Origin of the sequence: Vibrio sp. MOR3 (genome assembly GCF_001557775.1) — a bacterium.
GTDB classification, from domain to species: Bacteria; Pseudomonadota; Gammaproteobacteria; order Enterobacterales; family Vibrionaceae; genus Vibrio; species Vibrio jasicida.
The window spans coordinates 103461-123066 of record NZ_LNRD01000003.1; the positions used below are offsets into that span (position 1 = coordinate 103461).

At 46.1% G+C, this 19606-nt stretch carries 14 protein-coding genes; 1 reads left to right on the top strand and 13 read right to left on the bottom strand.

All coding sequences use genetic code 11. The features are described 5' to 3' along the window. Window positions 1-24: 24 nt before the first annotated feature. The 5 genes from carB to secA form a co-directional block, all read right to left on the bottom strand. The gene (gene carB / locus ATB76_RS07810) at window positions 25-3258 is read right to left on the bottom strand and encodes a carbamoyl-phosphate synthase large subunit (RefSeq protein WP_061035014.1); all 3234 of its coding nucleotides are present in this window, start codon (window positions 3256-3258) and stop codon (window positions 25-27) included. A 16-nt stretch (window positions 3259-3274) separates the two neighbouring features. Further along, the gene (gene carA, locus ATB76_RS07815; RefSeq protein WP_038866284.1) at window positions 3275-4414 is read right to left on the bottom strand and encodes a glutamine-hydrolyzing carbamoyl-phosphate synthase small subunit; all 1140 of its coding nucleotides are present in this window, start codon (window positions 4412-4414) and stop codon (window positions 3275-3277) included. A 481-nt stretch (window positions 4415-4895) separates the two neighbouring features. Next, window positions 4896-5705: a 4-hydroxy-tetrahydrodipicolinate reductase gene (dapB, locus tag ATB76_RS07820; RefSeq protein WP_061035015.1), complete on the bottom strand. Its 810-nt coding sequence runs from the start codon at window positions 5703-5705 to the stop codon at window positions 4896-4898. 113 nt (window positions 5706-5818) lie between these two features. Continuing rightward, a complete protein-coding gene (gene mutT, locus ATB76_RS07825) occupies window positions 5819-6217 on the bottom strand; it encodes an 8-oxo-dGTP diphosphatase MutT (RefSeq protein ID WP_038878221.1) in 399 nt (132 codons plus the stop codon). A gap of 73 nt (window positions 6218-6290) precedes the next feature. Then, window positions 6291-9020 carry a preprotein translocase subunit SecA gene (secA, locus tag ATB76_RS07830; RefSeq protein ID WP_038866278.1) on the bottom strand — a complete coding sequence of 910 codons (2730 nt, stop codon included), beginning with the start codon at window positions 9018-9020 and terminating at the stop codon, window positions 6291-6293. A 420-nt stretch (window positions 9021-9440) separates the two neighbouring features. On the opposite strand from secA, the gene ATB76_RS07835 reads away from it, so the two are divergent. Further along, the gene (locus ATB76_RS07835) at window positions 9441-9899 is read left to right on the top strand and encodes a DciA family protein (RefSeq protein WP_038866275.1); all 459 of its coding nucleotides are present in this window, start codon (window positions 9441-9443) and stop codon (window positions 9897-9899) included. A 102-nt stretch (window positions 9900-10001) separates the two neighbouring features. Here the strand turns inward: ATB76_RS07835 and lpxC are convergent, their stop codons facing one another. The 8 genes from lpxC to murD form a co-directional block, all read right to left on the bottom strand. After that, window positions 10002-10919 (bottom strand): UDP-3-O-acyl-N-acetylglucosamine deacetylase, encoded by a 918-nt coding sequence (gene lpxC / locus ATB76_RS07840; protein ID WP_061035016.1) that lies wholly within the window; start codon window positions 10917-10919, stop codon window positions 10002-10004. Between the two features lie 101 nt (window positions 10920-11020). Further along, entirely contained in the window at window positions 11021-12268 is a 1248-nt protein-coding gene (ftsZ, locus tag ATB76_RS07845; protein ID WP_038866270.1) for a cell division protein FtsZ, read from the bottom strand. Window positions 12269-12298: 30 nt separating this feature from the next. After that, window positions 12299-13561: a cell division protein FtsA gene (gene ftsA / locus ATB76_RS07850; protein WP_038866269.1), complete on the bottom strand. Its 1263-nt coding sequence runs from the start codon at window positions 13559-13561 to the stop codon at window positions 12299-12301. After that, on the bottom strand, window positions 13554-14339 hold the full coding sequence (locus tag ATB76_RS07855) for a cell division protein FtsQ/DivIB (RefSeq protein WP_038866267.1): 786 nt from the start codon (window positions 14337-14339) through the stop codon (window positions 13554-13556). The genes ftsA and ATB76_RS07855 overlap by 8 nt, the downstream gene beginning before the upstream one ends. 191 nt (window positions 14340-14530) lie before the next feature. Next, window positions 14531-15988 carry a UDP-N-acetylmuramate--L-alanine ligase gene (gene murC, locus ATB76_RS07860; protein ID WP_038866265.1) on the bottom strand — a complete coding sequence of 486 codons (1458 nt, stop codon included), beginning with the start codon at window positions 15986-15988 and terminating at the stop codon, window positions 14531-14533. A gap of 22 nt (window positions 15989-16010) precedes the next feature. Beyond that, window positions 16011-17078: an undecaprenyldiphospho-muramoylpentapeptide beta-N-acetylglucosaminyltransferase gene (gene murG / locus ATB76_RS07865; RefSeq protein WP_061035017.1), complete on the bottom strand. Its 1068-nt coding sequence runs from the start codon at window positions 17076-17078 to the stop codon at window positions 16011-16013. Then, the gene (gene ftsW / locus ATB76_RS07870) at window positions 17065-18261 is read right to left on the bottom strand and encodes a cell division protein FtsW (RefSeq protein ID WP_038866261.1); all 1197 of its coding nucleotides are present in this window, start codon (window positions 18259-18261) and stop codon (window positions 17065-17067) included. Before ftsW ends, murG begins: the two co-directional genes overlap by 14 nt. Before the next feature lie 18 nt (window positions 18262-18279). Further along, window positions 18280-19593 (bottom strand): UDP-N-acetylmuramoyl-L-alanine--D-glutamate ligase, encoded by a 1314-nt coding sequence (murD, locus tag ATB76_RS07875; protein ID WP_061035018.1) that lies wholly within the window; start codon window positions 19591-19593, stop codon window positions 18280-18282. Window positions 19594-19606: the final 13 nt, after the last annotated feature.

Sequence of the window (19606 nt, forward strand, 5' to 3'; positions counted from 1 at the left end):
AACGGGCTTACTGATTTTTATCTATTACGCTTCTAGGCTAGCTTTCACTTTTGCGTGCAGCTCTTGAACCGAAGTTACTGTGCTCTTCGCATCTGCCGTGTGTGCCATACAAGTTGCGAATGCCGCATTTAGCGTAGTCGTGTAGTTCACTTTCTCAGCCAGTGCACCGCGACGAAGAACTTTAGAGTCTTCAATCGCTTGACGGCCTGCTGCAGTGTTCACGATGTAGGTGTACTCGTTATTCTTAATACGGTCAAGAATGTGAGGACGACCTTCGTGTACCTTGTTAACTAGACGAGGGTTGATGCCCGCTTCACCAAGGATAACTGCTGTACCGTGTGTTGCGTCTAGCTGGTAACCAAGCTTAGATAGCTTAGATGCTAGGTCTACAACGCGCTCTTTGTCGCCTTCGCGAACAGAAAGAAGTGCACGACCGCCTTCTGGGTAGATGTTGCCACAACCCAATTCAGCTTTAGAGTAAGCTTCTGCAAACGTTGCACCGACACCCATAACTTCACCAGTAGAGCGCATTTCTGGGCCTAATAGTGGGTCAACACCTGGGAACTTGTTAAATGGCAGTACAACTTCTTTCACTGAGTAGTAAGGTGGGATGATTTCTTTCGTAAAGCCTTGAGACTCTAGCGATTGACCCGCCATTACACGTGCTGCGATCTTAGCGATTGGCGCACCAGTCGCTTTCGATACGAACGGTACCGTACGTGCTGCACGAGGGTTAACCTCGATTAGGTACACTTGGTTGTTCTTAACAGCAAACTGCGTGTTCATCAGACCACGAACACCCAACTCGAACGCCAGCTTTTCAACTTGCTCACGCATTACGTCTTGGATTTCTTGGCTTAGCGTGTATGCAGGAAGAGAACATGCTGAGTCACCTGAGTGAACACCTGCTTGTTCGATGTGCTCCATGATACCGCCGATAACTACGCGCTCACCGTCACAGATAGCATCGATATCCACTTCAACAGCATCATCTAAGAAGCTATCAAGAAGAACTGGAGATTCGTTCGATACGCTTACTGCTTCGTTGAAGTAGCGACGTAGGTCTTGCTCATCGTATACGATTTCCATCGCACGACCACCAAGTACGTAAGAAGGACGTACAACTAATGGGAAGCCGATTTCACGAGATTTCTCTACCGCTTGCTCCATTGTTGTTACTGTCGCGTTCTCTGGCTGTAGAAGACCTAGACGGTCAACAGCAACTTGGAAACGCTCACGGTCTTCTGCGCGGTCGATTGCGTCAGGGCTAGTACCGATGATTGGCACGCCAGCTGCTTCAAGTGCGCGAGCCAGTTTCAGTGGCGTTTGGCCGCCGTACTGAACGATAACGCCTTTTGGCTTCTCAACACGAGCGATTGCTAGTACGTCTTCCAGTGTTACTGGTTCGAAGTACAGACGGTCAGACGTGTCGTAGTCCGTTGAAACAGTCTCAGGGTTACAGTTAACCATGATAGTCTCAAAGCCATCTTCACGTAGAGCTAGTGATGCGTGTACACAACAGTAGTCAAATTCAATACCTTGGCCGATACGGTTTGGACCGCCACCAAGAATCATGATCTTGTCTTTTTCTGTTGGGTTTGCTTCACATTCGTCATCGTAAGATGAGTACATGTAAGCCGTGTCTGAAGAGAACTCAGCCGCACACGTATCAACGCGCTTGTACACTGGGTGGATATCGTATTGGTCACGTAGACGACGGATTTCGCTTTCTGCTACACCTAGAATCTTAGATAGGCGTGCATCAGCAAAACCTTTACGCTTCAGCTTGTTAAGCTCGTCTTTGTTCAAGCCAGCAAAGCCTTTCGCTTTAAGTTCTTGCTCAAGTTTAACGATGTCTTCGATTTGAACTAGGAACCAACGGTCGATTTGCGTAAGGTTGAATACGCCATCTACTGACATACCCGCACGGAATGCATCTGCGATGTACCAAATACGCTCTGCGCCAGCTTCTTTCAGCTCATGACGGATTTTCGTCAGTGCGTCTGGTGCATCTAGGTCAACCATTTCGTCAAAGCCAGTCGCGCCAACTTCTAGGCCGCGAAGCGCTTTTTGTAGAGATTCTTGCTGGTTACGGCCGATAGCCATAACTTCACCAACAGACTTCATTTGCGTCGTTAGACGGTCGTTAGCACCTGCAAATTTCTCGAAGTTAAAACGAGGAATCTTAGTTACTACGTAGTCGATTGTTGGTTCGAATGATGCTGGCGTTGCGCCGCCAGTGATGTCATTCATTAGCTCGTCTAGCGTGAAGCCAACTGCCAGTTTCGCTGCAATCTTAGCGATTGGGAAACCTGTTGCTTTAGAAGCTAGAGCAGAAGAGCGAGATACACGTGGGTTCATCTCGATGATAACCATACGGCCATCTTTCGGGTTGATACCAAACTGTACGTTAGAACCACCAGTTTCAACACCAATCTCACGCAGTACTGCTAGAGATGCGTTACGCATTAGCTGGTATTCTTTATCTGTTAGTGTTTGCGCTGGTGCAACCGTGATTGAGTCACCCGTGTGGATGCCCATTGGGTCGAAGTTTTCAATCGCACATACGATGATACAGTTGTCCGCTTTGTCACGAACCACTTCCATCTCGTACTCTTTCCAACCGATAAGAGATTCATCGATTAGAAGCTCGTTGGTTGGAGAAAGGTCCAAACCACGACGACAGATTTCTTCAAATTCTTCTTTGTTGTAAGCGATACCACCGCCTGTACCACCCATAGTGAATGATGGACGGATGATACATGGGAAGCCAACCATATCTAGAACGCCGTAAGCTTCTTCCATGGTTTTAGCCGTATCCGCACGTGGACACTCAAGGCCGATAGACTTCATCGCTTTATCGAAACGAGAACGGTCTTCTGCTTTATCAATAGCGTCAGCCGTTGCACCAATCATCTCAACGCCGAATTCTTCAAGAACGCCATGCTTCTCTAGGTCTAGAGCACAGTTCAATGCTGTTTGACCGCCCATTGTAGGTAGAACTGCATCTGGCTTTTCTTTCGCGATGATATTGCGAACCACTTCCCACTGGATTGGCTCGATATAAGTTGCATCCGCCATGTCTGGATCAGTCATGATGGTTGCAGGGTTAGAGTTCACTAGGATAACTCGGTAACCCTCTTCACGCAGTGCTTTACACGCTTGTGCGCCAGAGTAGTCAAACTCACATGCCTGACCGATAACAATCGGACCAGCACCAAGAATAAGAATACTTTGAATGTCAGTACGTTTTGGCATTATCTACTACTCCGAATTAAGCGCTGTGTTTTTTGATTAGTTCGATAAAGTGGTCAAATAGCGGTGCCGCGTCGTGTGGACCTGGGCTCGCTTCTGGGTGACCTTGGAAGCTAAATGCTGGCTTGTCTGTACGGTGAATACCTTGTAGAGAACCATCAAATAGCGATACGTGAGTAGCACGTAGATTTTCTGGCAACGTTGCTTCATCTGCTGCAAAACCGTGGTTTTGAGAAGTGATCATCACAACATTACGTTCCAAATCTTTTACTGGGTGGTTTGCGCCGTGGTGACCAAACTTCATTTTCACTGTTTGTGCACCCGATGCTAACGCAAGGATTTGGTGGCCTAGACAGATACCAAAGATTGGCAGACCTTTCTCTAGGAAAGTTTTTGTTGCTTCAATCGCGTAAGTACATGGTTCTGGGTCACCAGGGCCGTTTGATAGGAAGACACCATCTGGGTTTAGAGCCAGAACTTCTTCTGCTGACGTTTCAGCAGGAACAACCGTTAGGCGGCAGCCTCGGTCAACCAACATGCGCAAGATGTTGCGTTTTGCGCCGAAGTCGTAGGCAACAACGTGATATGGCAATTCGCTGTCGTCTTTCGCTTCAGGAAGTCCACCTTCAAGCGTCCACGAACCTTGTTTCCATTGATACGCTTCTTTTGTTGTAACCTCTTTCGCAAGATCCATACCTTTCAAGCCAGGGAATTCTTTTGCTTTTGCTAATGCCAAAGCTTCATCTAGGTTGTTACCTGCAACGATACAACCGTTTTGCGCACCTTTCTCACGTAGGATACGAGTTAGCTTACGAGTATCGATGTCTGCAATGCCGACGATATTTTGCGACTTGAGGTAATCAGAAAGGGATTGTTCATTACGGAAGTTAGAAGCGATAAGAGGAAGATCGCGAATCACAAGGCCTTGTGCGTGGATTGAAGAAGATTCTTCGTCTTCGGAATTGGTTCCGGTATTGCCAATGTGAGGATAAGTGAGAGTAACGATTTGTTGAGAATAGGAAGGATCAGTGAGAATTTCTTGGTACCCCGTCATCGAGGTATTAAAAACAACTTCACCAACGGAAATACCATCTGCTCCAATGGAAACACCGCGGAACACTGTCCCATCTTCTAGGACTAACAGTGCTAATTTACCCAAGACAACCTCCAGAATAAAAATGCATAAAAAATAAATTAAGCTGCAAATTTGCCTTCCTTTACCTTGAAAACTTACATAAACAGGTATTTTTGACAAATTGGCGGTATTCTAATGACGGACTTCAAAACTGTCAACACACATTGAAAAATAAATTATCATTTTCTAGCGAGTAAGGGCATTTAAACAGAAAAAGCCCTAAAATTGTAAGTTTTATCGTTATTCATTCCCGACAGTTGGCCTTTTTTGTAAATTTTACAAATTTGAACTTATTGCAGATCACAAAATTTTGTGAGTTTTTTGCGCAAACGTTCATCACACAAAAACAACCCATGCTTTTGAGCAACTCAAGCACTTTTCACAACAAGACGCCCAAAAACACACCATAACTCAAGATGAAATCGCAGATGATACGACTCAATTTCTTTACATACTTTCCTCTAAATACAAAAAAGCCGGCTTACGCCGGCGAATAATTATGTATTTAAAGCTCGTTCAAGCCGAGCACATCGGTCATGGTATAGAAGCCTGATGGCTTCGAATGCAGCCAAACGGCGGCTTTTACCGCGCCATTAGCAAAGGTCATACGATCTGTTGCCTTATGAGTAATCTCAACACGCTCGCCGATATCAGCAAACATAGCAGTATGCTCGCCGACAATGTCACCGGCACGGATAGTGGCAAAGCCAATTTCATCTTTAGTACGTTCACCGGTAATGCCTTCGCGTGCGTACACAGCAACATCACTCAGGTTGTTACCCATCGCTCCAGCTATCGCTTCCCCCATGCCAATCGCGGTGCCAGATGGCGCATCCACTTTATGGCGGTGATGCGCTTCTACGATTTCAACATCACAGTAGTCACCCATAACTTTCGCTGCTTTCTCAAGAAGCTTGAAGACAAGATTCACGCCAACAGAGTAGTTTGGAGCCATGACAACTGGCACCTGCTTAGCTGCCTCGTCAATCAGTTCACGTTCTTCTTCGCTAAAGCCCGTTGTTCCAATAACAATGCACTTACCATGTTGCTTACATAGCTCTAGATTCGCCAGCGTGCTCACTGGAGCAGTAAAATCGATAACAACATCAAAGTTGTCGACTTCTTTTGCTAAATCATCCGTCAAAAAGACATCAAACTTACCTTCACCACACAGTTCACCCACATCAACGCCAACAAGTGAAGACTCTGGACGCTCTGAACCAGCCGTTACAGCGGCTTCTGAGTTGAAGTGTGAAGCTTTTACTAAGTTGCGACCCATACGGCCAGCCGCTCCTGCGATTGCAATACGAACCATTGCGCTTTCTCTCCTTCTCTGGATAACGAGGTTTGCACTCGTTCTCTTTCGTTTCGCGGTATCTTTTTAAACTAACAATATCCCGTGTTAACCACAAGACAGTTAGATGCAGGTTAGGAAAACTCTTTCACTACACGCTCTAGAATGGGCACATTAGCTTCTGGGAAAGCGTAGTTAGGTAACGCAATAATATCGACCCAACGCCCTTCTTGCCCTTCACGTCCATAAGGCTGATTGTTGAATTGAGAAACGGTCATGAAATCAAACTTTAAAGATTTATCTGGGTAGTCGTATTCCAAATGCTCAAATAAGGCTTGTTCTGTGACTGTGATACCAATCTCTTCTTCAAGTTCACGAATCATCGCTTGCTCGACTGTTTCATTTTGTTCAACTTTGCCACCAGGAAACTCCCAAAATCCACCTTTGTGTTTATCGTCCGGACGTTTAGTGATGAAGATTTGCGACCTGTCTTGATTGAAGATAATCGCCGCAACAATGTGAATTCTTTTCATTAGATTCATTCCTAGATCTGTCGATACAAAAAGAGCCGCCTAAGCGACTCTTTCTTAATATCTTCTGACTGTATTAGTCAATTTTACCGTGGCACTGTTTGTATTTTTTACCGCTGCCACATGGACAAGGCTCATTACGGCCCACTTTACGTTCGTCACGAACCATTGGTTGGCTAGAGCCTTCCTCTGCTTCTTCACCTTCTGTCAGTGGGTTTTGAGCTGCCGCGTGTTGAGCTTGAGCACGACGAGCCGCTTCCTCAGCTTGAGCACGACGTTGCTCTTCCATGCGTTCTACTTCTTCTTGCTGTTGAACACGCACGCGTGACAATACTGTAATTACGTCTGTTTTCAGCGCTTCTAGTAGACCTTCAAACAATTCAAACGACTCACGCTTGTATTCTTGTTTCGGGTTCTTCTGTGCGTAACCGCGAAGGTGAATACCTTGGCGTAAGTGATCCATCGCCGCTAGGTGTTCTTTCCATAGCGTATCTAGCGTTTGAAGCATGACCGACTTTTCGAAGTTGCGTAGTACTTGTGCACCAACCACTTCTTCTTTTTGCTTGTAAACTTCTACTGCTAGGTTAACGATCTTCTCACGTAATGCTTCTTCGTAAAGCTTGTCATCTTGCTCAAGCCACTCTTTGATAGGAGCATCTAGATCGAAGTCCGCTTTCAAACGCTCTTGCAGGCCTTCAACATCCCACATGTCTTCTAGAGATTGTGGCGGAATGTATTCGTCGATGATCGCTGTGATTACGTCTTCACGGTTTTGTTCGATCATATCGCTAATGTCGTCAACACTCATTAGCTCGTCACGCAATTCGTAAACCACTTTACGTTGATCGTTCGCAACGTCATCGTATTCAAGAAGCTGTTTACGGATATCGAAGTTACGACCTTCTACTTTACGCTGTGCTTTTTCGATTGAACGAGACAGCATCTTCGATTCGATCGCTTCGCCTTCTTCCATACCACTTTGGATAAGGCTCGCCATACGGTCTGAAGTAAAGATACGAAGTAGTGAGTCTTCCATTGATAGGTAGAAACGAGAAGAACCCGCATCACCTTGACGACCAGAACGCCCACGTAGCTGGTTATCGATACGACGAGATTCGTGACGTTCCGTACCAATGATGTGCAGACCACCCGCATCTAGTACTTGATCGTGAACCTGTTTCCACTCTGCTTTAATCGCATCAATTTGTTCTTTGGTTGGATCTTGCAGCGTTTCAACTTTTGCCTGCCAGCTACCACCCAATACGATATCGGTACCACGACCTGCCATGTTGGTTGCGATTGTTACCGCACCTGGCGTACCCGCTTCCGCAACAATCTCAGCTTCGCGTTCGTGGAATTTTGCGTTCAATACGTTGTGTTTGATCTTCGCTTTCTTAAGTGCATTAGAAAGAAGTTCTGATTTCTCGATAGAAACCGTACCTACAAGAGATGGTTGACCTTTTTCTACACGCTCTTTGATGTCTTCGATGATTGCAGCAAATTTTTCTGCTTCAGTACGGTAGACCACATCTGGCATATCATTACGGATCATTGGTTTGTTGGTTGGAATAACCACCGTTTCAAGACCGTAAATAGATTGGAATTCGAACGCTTCTGTATCTGCTGTACCTGTCATACCCGACAGTTTTTCGTATAAACGGAAGTAGTTCTGGAAAGTAATAGAAGCCAGCGTTTGGTTTTCGTTTTGAATCTTAACGCCTTCTTTCGCTTCAACCGCTTGGTGAAGACCTTCAGACCAACGACGACCTGGCATTGTACGGCCAGTGTGTTCATCAACGATAACCACTTCACCGTCATCGTTTACAATGTAGTCTACGTTCAGTTCAAACAATACGTGCGCACGAAGTGCCGCATTTACATGGTGCAATAAACTAATGTTGGTTGGAGAGTAAAGCGTGTCACCCTCTTCCATCAAACCGTTCTTAACCATCAGCTCTTCAACGAACTCTTGGCCCGTTTCGGTTAAGTGAACTTGTTTAGACTTCTCATCCACAGTGTAGTGGCCGTCACCGCGGTACTCTTCAGAATCTTCTTTATCTTGTTTCTGAAGCTGTGGGATAAGCAAGTTGATGCGAGTGTATAGATCCGAGCTGTCTTCTGCTGGACCAGAAATGATCAAAGGAGTACGAGCTTCATCGATTAGGATTGAATCCACCTCATCGACAACAGCGAAGAAGCGTTCACGTTGAACACGGTCTTCATTGCGGAAAGCCATGTTGTCACGAAGGTAGTCAAAACCAAACTCGTTGTTTGTGCCGTAAAGGATATCGGCTTCGTAAGCTTCTTTCTTAGCTTGAGGAGGCATGTTTGGCACGTTGATGCCAACAGTCATACCAAGGAACTCGAATAGTGGACGGTTTGTTTCCGCGTCACGTGTTGCTAGGTAATCGTTCACCGTTACAACATGGACACCTTTACCAGGAAGTGCGTTTAGGTAAGCAGGAAGAGTCGCCGTTAAAGTTTTACCTTCACCAGTACGCATTTCAGCAATTTGGCCACCGTTAAGGACCATACCACCAATAAGCTGCACGTCGAAGTGGCGCATACCGTAAACACGCTTAGATGCTTCACGAACCGTAGCAAATGCTTCTGGAAGTAGCTTATCAAGAGTTTCGCCTTGCTCTAGGCGCTCACGGAACTCAACAGTCTTTGCTTTTAGCTCTTCATCAGACAGTGCTTCGAACGTTGGTTCGTAGTTATTGATCTCTTTTACAATTTTTCTAAGGCGGCGCAGTGTTCGGTCGTTGCGACTGCCAATAACTTTTGTCAGTAGCTTAGCTATCATTTTTCGTGAATCTCTCTTTTATCAGACCGTTCCCGATCTACTCGTAATGCCTTCAGTCTCTGCCAGTTTAGAACTAAGAATACTGAGATAAATCATTTATCAAAGATATTGAGTTCAAACGTCCATATTTCAAGGCTTAATTTTGAATCAATGTGGCTTAGTGTAAGGATTTTTCATCGATACAACCATAAATAGACGTATTTGTTTGAAGCACTCGTAAGTTTTTAACCAAACTGATGACGGATTCGCCAGTATTACACATACATATCGCTGCTCAATCGGCATTATCAAAACAATCCGTCTCGCCATGCTATATCAAATATTTATGGGCGAGCTGAAGATAAAGGCCATAATGTAAACTATACCTAAGCAGAAAGCTGCTCTAGAATACCCATATCTCAACAAAATTAGATTTTACCTATGCGTGATCATCGCCCTACCTCAACAGACGATCTTATTGCCGAATCCCAGTTCAAAAAGATACAAGAACATGCGGGAGACATCCTGCAACTTAATCAGGCGCTGCAAGAGATCCTACCTAAGGGTACGGCAGATCATTGCCGAGTGGCTAACGTCCGTAACGGTCATTTGCTCATTGATGTGGCCAGCGCTTCACTAAAGATGAAGATCGATTACGATCGTTTAATGATCCTAAATAAGCTTCGAACTCAAGGCTATGCAAAGCTGATGAGTGTGGAAGTTCGAATCAACCCATCACTATACCGCAATCGTTTCGAGCACGATGATAGACCAAAGCGTCCGCCTCTTACTGAAGCTGCAGCAAATTCATTAATGATCATCGCAGATATGGCGCCACCAAAGATTCAAGAGCGTTTGAAACGTCTTGCGGAAATGGCAGAAAAGAAGAAAGACAAGTGATAGGTAGAGCGAAGAAAGAGCAGTGACCTCACTGTTCAAAGCTCAGATAGTAAAAAACCAGGCGGCGGCCTGGTTTTTTTAATCTATTTGCGTCAGCGTTGATTACGCAAGCACCATGTTTGGTTCTGCAAATGCAACTGGTGAACCGACTTCTTCTTCGAATGTTGTCCATTCCCATGCTTCTTGATCAGCAAGAACAGCACGCAGAAGTTGGTTATTCAGACCGTGACCTGATTTATAAGCGCGGAATTCACCAATAATGGCATGACCACACATGTAAAGGTCACCAATGGCATCCAACACTTTGTGAGTCACAAACTCGTTTTCAAAACGAAGACCTTCTTCATTAAGAATACGGTAGTCATCCAAAACAATCGCATTATCAAAGCTACCACCTAGAACAAGGTTCTGAGATTGCAGGTATTCGATGTCACGCATAAAACCAAACGTACGTGCACGAGAAATTTCGCGAACGAAACCTTGAGAAGAGAAGTCAAACATAAGGCGCTGCTCGTCTGATTCAATCGCAGGGTGGTTGAAGTCAATCTCGAAGTCCATGCGGAAGCCGTTAAATGACACAAATTCTGCCCACTTATCGCCATCTTCAAAACGAACTGGTTTTTTAATACGAATAAAGCGCTTAGGTACATTTTGCATCTCGATACCTGCTTGTTGTAGCAAGTATACGAATGGGCTTGCACTGCCATCCATAATAGGGATTTCAGGTGCGTCAACTTCAACTACGATGTTGTCAATACCCATACCAGCGAGTGCCGCATTCAAGTGTTCAACAGTTGAAATACGAATACCTTCGTCGTTCACTAATGCCGTACAAAGCATAGTGTCACGTACAGATGCCGGATCAGCTGGAAAATCTACAGGTGGATTTACATCGGTACGACGGTAAATGATACCTGTGTTTGCAGCAGCTGGGCGCAGAGTAAGTGTGACTTTACGACCAGAGTGGAGACCCACACCAGTTGTTTTCACTATTTCTTTCAGAGTACGTTGTCTGATCATCTGCTTGCCTCTCTAAAATATGCTACAAAACACGGCCGTCTGTAACGTCGACCGTGAATGCTACCATAATTTTGAGCTATGTCAAATTTACGGGTTAAAGATTAATCAGCCTGACGACGCAAAAATGCCGGAATATCTAAGTAACCACTTTCTTTCTCTTGCTTCGGTGCCGCCGAACTTTGGCTTGCAGAAGAAGCTGGAGAAGAAACGGTATTTGTCGGCTGAGGAGTTACCTGTGGCTTCTCTTGCACTGGTGAAGTCTGCAAAGTTTGTGCCGGTTTCTCTTCAGCTTGCGGTGCCGCAGTTTGCTGCTGTGGTTGAGCTTGAGGAGCTGCCTGAGTCGGAGCCACTTTCGCTTTGCCACCCGCAACTAGCGTGATATCTGGTTTCTTCTCATTACCAATACCTGTTGCAACAACAGTTACGCGGATTTCATCCGTCATATCAGGGTCTAGAGATGTACCGATAACCACTGTTGCATTGTCAGAAGCAAATGCTTTCACTGTGTTACCTACGGTCTCAAACTCGTCAAGACGCATGTCCAAACCAGCCGTAATGTTAACAAGAACACCACGAGCACCCGCTAGATCGATATCTTCTAGAAGTGGGCTAGAAATTGCCATCTCTGCCGCTTCTTCAGCACGGTCTTCGCCTTTCGCGATGCCGCTACCCATCATTGCGTGACCCATTTCTGACATCACAGTGCGTACGTCTGCAAAGTCGACGTTGATCATGCCAGGACGAGTGATTAGCTCTGCGATACCTTGAACAGCGTTTTTAAGAACGTCGTTCGCACTCGCAAATGCTTCAAGTAGCGTAACACCACGACCAAGTACTTTAAGTAGCTTTTCATTTGGAATCGTAATCAAAGAATCAACGTGCTTAGAAAGCTCATCGATACCTTGCTCTGCAAATGCCAAACGCTTTTTGCCTTCAAAGCTGAACGGTTTTGTTACTACCGCAACAGTCAGAATGCCAAGCTCTTTAGCGACTTCTGCGATAACAGGTGCTGCACCAGTACCTGTACCACCACCCATACCTGCTGCGATAAACACCATATCGGCACCAGTTAGGGAATCTTTAAGTCTATCTCTGTCTTCGAGAGCTGCCTCACGGCCAACCTGTGGATTCGCACCTGCCCCCAGACCTTTAGTGATATCACCACCGATCTGAATAACATTGCCAACGCTTGTCTTACGAAGTGCTTGCGCATCAGTGTTGACGCTGATGAATTCCACACCTTCGATGGATTCACGCACCATGTGTTCAACAGCGTTACCACCGCCGCCACCAACTCCAACGACCTTGATTACTGCATCGTCAGACATTTCCATCATCGGTTCAAACATGTGTTGTCTCCGTTTATCCTGCAACTCAGGTTAAAACTCTTTTTGTATCCAATTACGCAATTTACCGAAGAAGCCAGTAACAGATGAGCGCTTAGGTTCATTATAATCGCTATCGTCGCTAGACTGCATGTCTCTCGCGTAATGAAGTAATCCAACTGCCGTAGAATGGTACGGCTCTTTTACATAGTCAGTTAATCCGCTGACTTCGAGCGGTTTGCCGACCCTTACTTGGTTGCGGAATACGCGTTCCGCACATTCTACCACTCCTTCGATTTGCGCAGCACCGCCGGTGAGAACTACACCCGCAGCAAGATGGTGTTTAATGCCTTCTTCGCGCAATTTCGCTTGTACAGAGTCGATAGTTTGGTTAACTAATCCCATCAGCTCAGAGTAGCGTGGTTCAATGACTTCTGACAAAGTCTGACGTTGCAGACTACGTGAAGGTCGACCACCTACGCTTGGGACGTTAACCGTGTCATCCTTACTGACCAGTTCACTCAAGGCGCAGCCATATTTGACTTTGATTTCTTCAGCATCGCTCACTGGCGTACCAAAAGCAAAAGCAATATCGCTAGTTACCGCATTTCCTGCGTAAGAAAATACTTCTGTGTGACGCAACGCACCACCGGTCCAGATAGAAACATCCATCGTGCCGGCACCGATATCCACCACACAAACCCCAAGCTCTCTTTCGTCCTCGGTAATTACTGCATTACTCGCAGCAAGCCCAGAAAACACAAGTTGCTCTACTTTAAGACCACAACGTTCTACGGCCTTAATAATATTGCGTGCCATATCATTATGGCATGAGATCAAATGAACGCTTACTTCCATTCTCACTCCAGATAAACCAAGTGGGTTTTTGATGCCCTCTTGGTAGTCGATGGTGAACTCTTGTGGAATCACATGAAGGATTCGTTGTTCATCACCGATTTTAATCGATTTGGCTGTATGGATAGCACGATCCATATCTTCTTGAGACACTTCTTCATCAGAAATTGTGCCCATGCCTTTTTCAATTCGGCTTGCGATATGTTTACCAGACAACGAAATGAATACTCGGCTGATTTGGCATTCCGCCATTAGTTCAGCTTGATCAATTGCGCGTTGTACTGATTTTACAACCGACTCCAAATCATTCACGCCGCCTTTATCCATGCCACGTGAGGGGCTGCTACCAGCACCAATAATATTTATTTGGCCATCAGGTAGAATCTCGCCCACTAGAGCTGATACGGTTGCAGTGCCTATATCCAGACCAACAATAATGTTGTCATCAGCGGCCTTAGTCATCTGTACTCTCTTGTTCTAACTCATGTTCAGGAAACCAACCAACCGCGGCTCCCGTATCGTATCGAAGATCGATATAACTGATTCTTTGAGTGTCACTGCCAAGCTTGTTATAAAGCGAGAAAAAGCGCTCTATTCGCTCATCCAGAGACTCTTTACCAAGCTCTAGTCGAATACCGTTATCAAGGATGATTTGCCAAGCTCGTCGCTCATTTAAAACCAGAGACGATATAGCCAAACCCAATTGTTGGAACTTAGGTCGGAGTTCGCGGTAGGTTTGCAAGACTTCCGGCCCAGTTGCATTGGGTCCATATAACTTAACTTTCTCTTCCTTTAGCAGGCCGACATCGCCTTCAAATACCAAACCGTTGTTATCTAACAGCTCGATGCCATTCCAGATGGCGACAGGGCGATGTTCTGTCAAAAATACTTTTACCGTGTCTGGCCATTGCTTACGGATCGCGGCATGCGCGACCCAAGGTAAGGCTTCAACACTTTGCTGCAACACATCGATGTCTTGCGACATAAACGTGCCGATATGATCAATTTTGCTAAACGCTGCTTGAACATCGTCTGCGGTGACGTACTCCAGTTTTCCTTGAAGCACGATTTTGGAGAGAGGTAACCTTTGGTCATCCCACATCCAACTGATCGCTGAGTACAAAACAGAACTGATTAAGGTCACGACGACAACGAAAAATAGCACACCCAAGATTTTCTCTTGGCGACCACGGTTAGTCTCCGTGTTAAGTCGCTCTTCATTCAGTGCAATATTCAACAACGTCTTTGTTTCCTGACTTTTGTCTTGTACTTTTCACCGTGTGAGTACACATCGGCAAAAGTATTGACTTTAACCTTGGGATTATACTGAGCTCTTGTAAACTATCAAACACTGATAGCGATAAATCACAACGATCTTGACGCAAAATCGAGATCTATGTCTTTCTCTGTGCTTTGCGTCAATTTTCGTGATTACCCGAGCATATTATTTATGTTCAACTCAAGCGTTGCCAATTGCTTAGCGACTTTACCAACATCACCGGCACCTTGAGTTAAGATCAGGTCGCCATCTTGTATAACGTTAGCTAAAACTGACGGTAATTGCTCTATTTCAGGCACAAAAATTGGATCTACCTTCCCACGACTACGAATCGTTCGGCATAAAGCACGACCATCAGCGCCAGCGATCGGTTTTTCACCCGCCGCATAGACATCGAGCATGATCAGTACATCAACTTGCTCCAGCACGTTAGCAAAATCATCGTAAAGGTCACGAGTTCGACTGTAACGATGTGGCTGGAAGATCATAACAAGACGCTTGTCTTGCCAACCGGCGCGCGCTGCATTGATCGTCACATCCACTTCTGTTGGGTGGTGACCGTAGTCATCAACAAGCATTGCATGGCCGTTTCCAGTATCAAACTCGCCCAAATGATCAAAACGACGACCTGTACCTTGGGTTCCCGCCATTGCTTTTAAGATAGCTTCATCAGTGATGTCGTCTTCTGTCGCTACGGCAATCGCGGCTGACGCATTGAGTGCATTGTGGCGACCTGGGATATTTAGTGTGATATCCAGATTCGCACGCCCTTCACGAACCACGGTGAACTTGCCTTGCTGGCCTTCTTGGTGGTAGTTCTCGATACGTACATCGGCATCTTCAGAAAAACCGTAAGTGATCACTTGGCGGCTAATACGTGGAATCAGCTCGCGAATCACAGGATCATCTATACACACGATCGCTTGACCGTAAAACGGTAAATTATGAAGGAAGTCGATGAAGGTTTGCTTCAAAGTTTCAAAATCGCCGCCGTACGTATCCATATGGTCTGCTTCGATGTTCGTGACGATGCTCACCATAGGTTGTAGATGCAGAAATGACGCATCACTCTCGTCCGCTTCTGCAATCAAAATTCGGCTAGAACCTAGACGCGCGTTAGTGCCAGCACTCTTAACTAGACCACCGTTAACAAACGTTGGATCTAAACCTGCTTCAGAATAGATTTGTGTCACTAACGCAGTCGTCGTCGTTTTACCGTGCGTGCCAGCAACGGCAATACCATGACGGAATCGCATTAGCTCAGCAAGCATCTCTGCACGGCGTACAATTGGAATACGTAATTCGCGAGCCGCGATGACTTCTGGGTTTTCTTCGTTGATTGCTGTTGAAACCACAACCACACTGGCTTTTTCCACATTGCTGGCTTGGTGACCGATAAACACGGTTGCACCTTTTGATACTAAACGCTCCGTCACTGGGTTCTCTGATAAATCAGAACCCGTGATTTGGTAGCCTTCGTTCAACAGCACTTCTGCAATGCCGCTCATGCCCGCACCACCAATACCGATGAAGTGGATGGATTTCACGCGGCGCATCTCTGGCACCATTGCGCGAATCTGAGCTAAGTCTTGTGTATGTTGGATTGTCATCAATTCTATTCTCAATAATTCGTTAACGCTTTTCGGTCAAAGCGACAATGGCTTGTGCGACTGTTTTATCCGCATCTAACTTTGCTGCACTGCGTGCTTGCTCAGCCATTGTAAGTAAAGCTTGTCGATCCAATTGTTGGATCTGTTGAGTCAATGACTCAACGGTTAAATCTGGTTGTTCAATCATCTTAGCCGCACCGCAATCCACCAAGTGGTCTGCATTCAATGCTTGCTGGCGGTCTTTATGCATAAACGGCACAAAAATGGCACCAACACCGGCAGCTGAAACTTCAGAAACAGTGAGTGCACCTGAACGACAAACCAAAAGGTCAGCCCATGCATAAGCATTTGCTACATCGTCGATGAATTCGGTTACTTCTGCATTCACAACACCATTGGCTTGGTACGCTGTATTCACTTCTTCAGCAGCACCTTTACCCGCTTGATGACGAATACAGTAATCTTCGCCCAATTTAGCCATCACTTCTGGCAGAGTTTGGTTAAGAATTCGTGCGCCTTGGCTTCCTCCCATCACCAAAATCCGAATCGGACCTTGTCGCTCTTGCATCCGCTCAGTTGGCGCTTCTAATTGAGTCACGTCTTCACGAACTGGGTTGCCAACGACTTCTGCTTTTGGAAAAGCACCAGGAAAGGCTTGATATACCTTTTTGGCAATTTTCGACAGCCATTGGTTAGTTAAACCCGCGACAGCATTTTGTTCATGCAGGACAACAGGAATACCACTCATCCAAGCAGCAATACCACCAGGACCACTCACGTAACCACCCATACCAAGCACGGCATCTGGCTGCCAGCGTTTCATGTGAGCACGAGCCTGCTTGATGGCATTAATAATCTGAAATGGTGCCACAAGAAGACGCTTAACGCCTTGACCTCGTAGACCTTTTACTTTGATAAAGTCGATTTCAATGCCATGTTTCGGCACTAAATCCGCCTCCATTCTATCCGCAGTACCTAACCAGCGGATCTCCCAGCCTTGCTCCTGCAGTTGTTTTGCAACCGCTAAACCTGGGAACACGTGACCGCCAGTACCACCAGCCATCACCATCAAACGTTTATTTTTCTTCATCAATTTGTTTTTCTAGTTCTTTCTGGCCGTGCTTCAAACGGCATTCATGATCGATACGCAGCAATATAGACACCGCTACAGACATAATGATTAAACTCGAACCACCATAACTGATCAGCGGCAGAGTAAGACCTTTGGTTGGAACGATACCGGCCGCTGCGCCAACATTAACCAGCGTTTGGAAAGCAAACCAAATACCAATACCAAATGCGAGGTAACCGCCAAACATTTCGCCTTCTTCAAAAGCACGTTTGCCGATATAAACTGCTTTTAGCACCAAACTGAAAATCAGCATTAGCACTAACACGACGCCAACAAAACCCAGCTCTTCAGCCAGTACCGCAAACACGAAGTCGGTGTGCGCTTCTGGAAGATATTCCAGTTTTTGAATCGAGTTGCCTAAGCCTTGCCCAAACCATTCACCACGACCAAACGCCATGAGAGATTGAGTCAACTGATAGCCGCTACCAAATGGGTCTTCCCAAGGGTCGAGAAACGAGGTAACACGACGAATACGGTATGGCTCGACCAAAATCAAGCCAACCACGGCAGCAATACCAGCAATCATGAGCGCTAAAAACTGAGTCAGCTTGGCTCCAGCAATGAACAGCATGCCAAACAGTGTCACCAGCATTACAACCACGGTACCTAGATCGGGCTGCCCTAGAAGCAACACGGCGAAGAAGGCAAACACCATGATGGGCTTCATGAAACCGCCAAAGAAGGTTTGGCGAACTTCGTCTTGCTTACGCACCAGATAACCGGACATGAAGACAAATAGCGAGAGCTTCGCGACTTCGGCCGGTTGCAAGTTAAACAGTCCCAGCGGGATCCAACGCGATGCACCGTTTACCGACTTACCAGCCAATAATACGATGATGAGTAAACCAAACGAGATCCACAATAAGTAATGGCTTCGCTTAAACCATTGTTCTAGTGGGATTTGAAGAATGACGGCAGACACACCAATCGCCAGCACCAAGAAAGTGGCATGACGGAACATAAAGTGAAATGGCTGATCCGTCAGACGTGAGCTGATTGGAAATGATGCTGATGTCACCATCACCAAACCGGTTAACATCAAACCCAGTGCAATCCATACGAGTTGACGGTCAAAGAGCGCCTCTGGAGCAGGATGCTTAAGCCAAGTGCCAATGCTGCGTTTAACGTTACCTAAACCCACGAAGTGTGTGACCTTTAATTATGCATATTTCTCAGCAAGAGCCGCAAATGCGTCACCCCTTGCCATAAAGTTGTCGAATTGATCAAAGCTAGCACATGCCGGAGATAGCATCACCATATCGCCCGTATTTAACTGCGAAGATATCTGCTGAATCACATCTTCCATGGTGTCGAAACGAGTTGCGGATTCATGCAGTGGCATAAAATCATCGCCATCTTTGCCAAAGCAGCAAAGCTGCAAGTTAAGCGTCGCTAAGATCGGCTTTAATGGTGTGAAATCTGCGCCTTTACCAACACCACCAACCAACAAATACAATTTACCCATTGATTCTAAGCCAGAAAGCGCAGCCATAGTGCTCGCAATATTAGTTGCTTTGGAGTCATTCACCCATTTTACACCATGATTATCCGCAACCACTTGGCATCGATGTGTCAAACCAGTGTAAGTTTTCAGTGCATTCAAGGATTTGTGATAATCCACATCCGCCGCTTTAAGCAGAGCAAGTACGACGAGAGCGTTAGCCAGATTGTGCTTACCAACTAACTTCAATTCATCACTGGCAATCACGCGCTGACCATGATCAAGTAACCAAGTACGGTTACCGTCGACTTCAAGTCCGTAAGCCTGCTCATCACTACCAAACGTCACCAACGGCGTATCAGTATCAGGAAAAGTTTCTTGGTCATCACGGTTAACTACTGCCAGCTCCGCGTTATCAAAAATGCGCAGTTTAGCTTGTCGGTAGTCCGCCATGCCGTCATAACGATCCATGTGATCTTCCGAAAGGTTTAGAAACGCAGCCGCTTTAAGCTTCAAGCTTGATGTGGTTTCTAGTTGGAAGCTAGATAGTTCAAGTACATACAAATCTGCGTCTTGCTCTAGCAAATCGAGAGCAGGAACCCCGATATTGCCACCAACACCGACCGTTAACCCGGCAGCTTTTGCTAACACGCCTGTTAGGTCTGTTACCGTGCTTTTACCATTAGAACCGGTAATCGCAATAACAGGTTTATCGACTGCCCACGCGAAGAGCTCGATATCACCAACAACTGGCTTTCCTTTCGCAAGAACCGATTGTATTTCTGGTGTCGCTAAGGCGATGCCTGGGTTAGTCACGACTAAGTCAGCTTCTGCAAGCCATTCGGTATTCCAACCACCGCTGTGGAGTTCTACCCGCTCTGACAAACGCTCAGCCCCCGGAGGGTTAGTGCGCGTATCAATGACTTTGATCGTCAGTTGCGGTTGAGTTTTTGTGAGGTGTTTAACGACAGAGAGCCCGGTAATACCGAGCCCTACGACGACGACCTTATGTATGTTTTGCCAACGTTCCATATTTGATCACGCA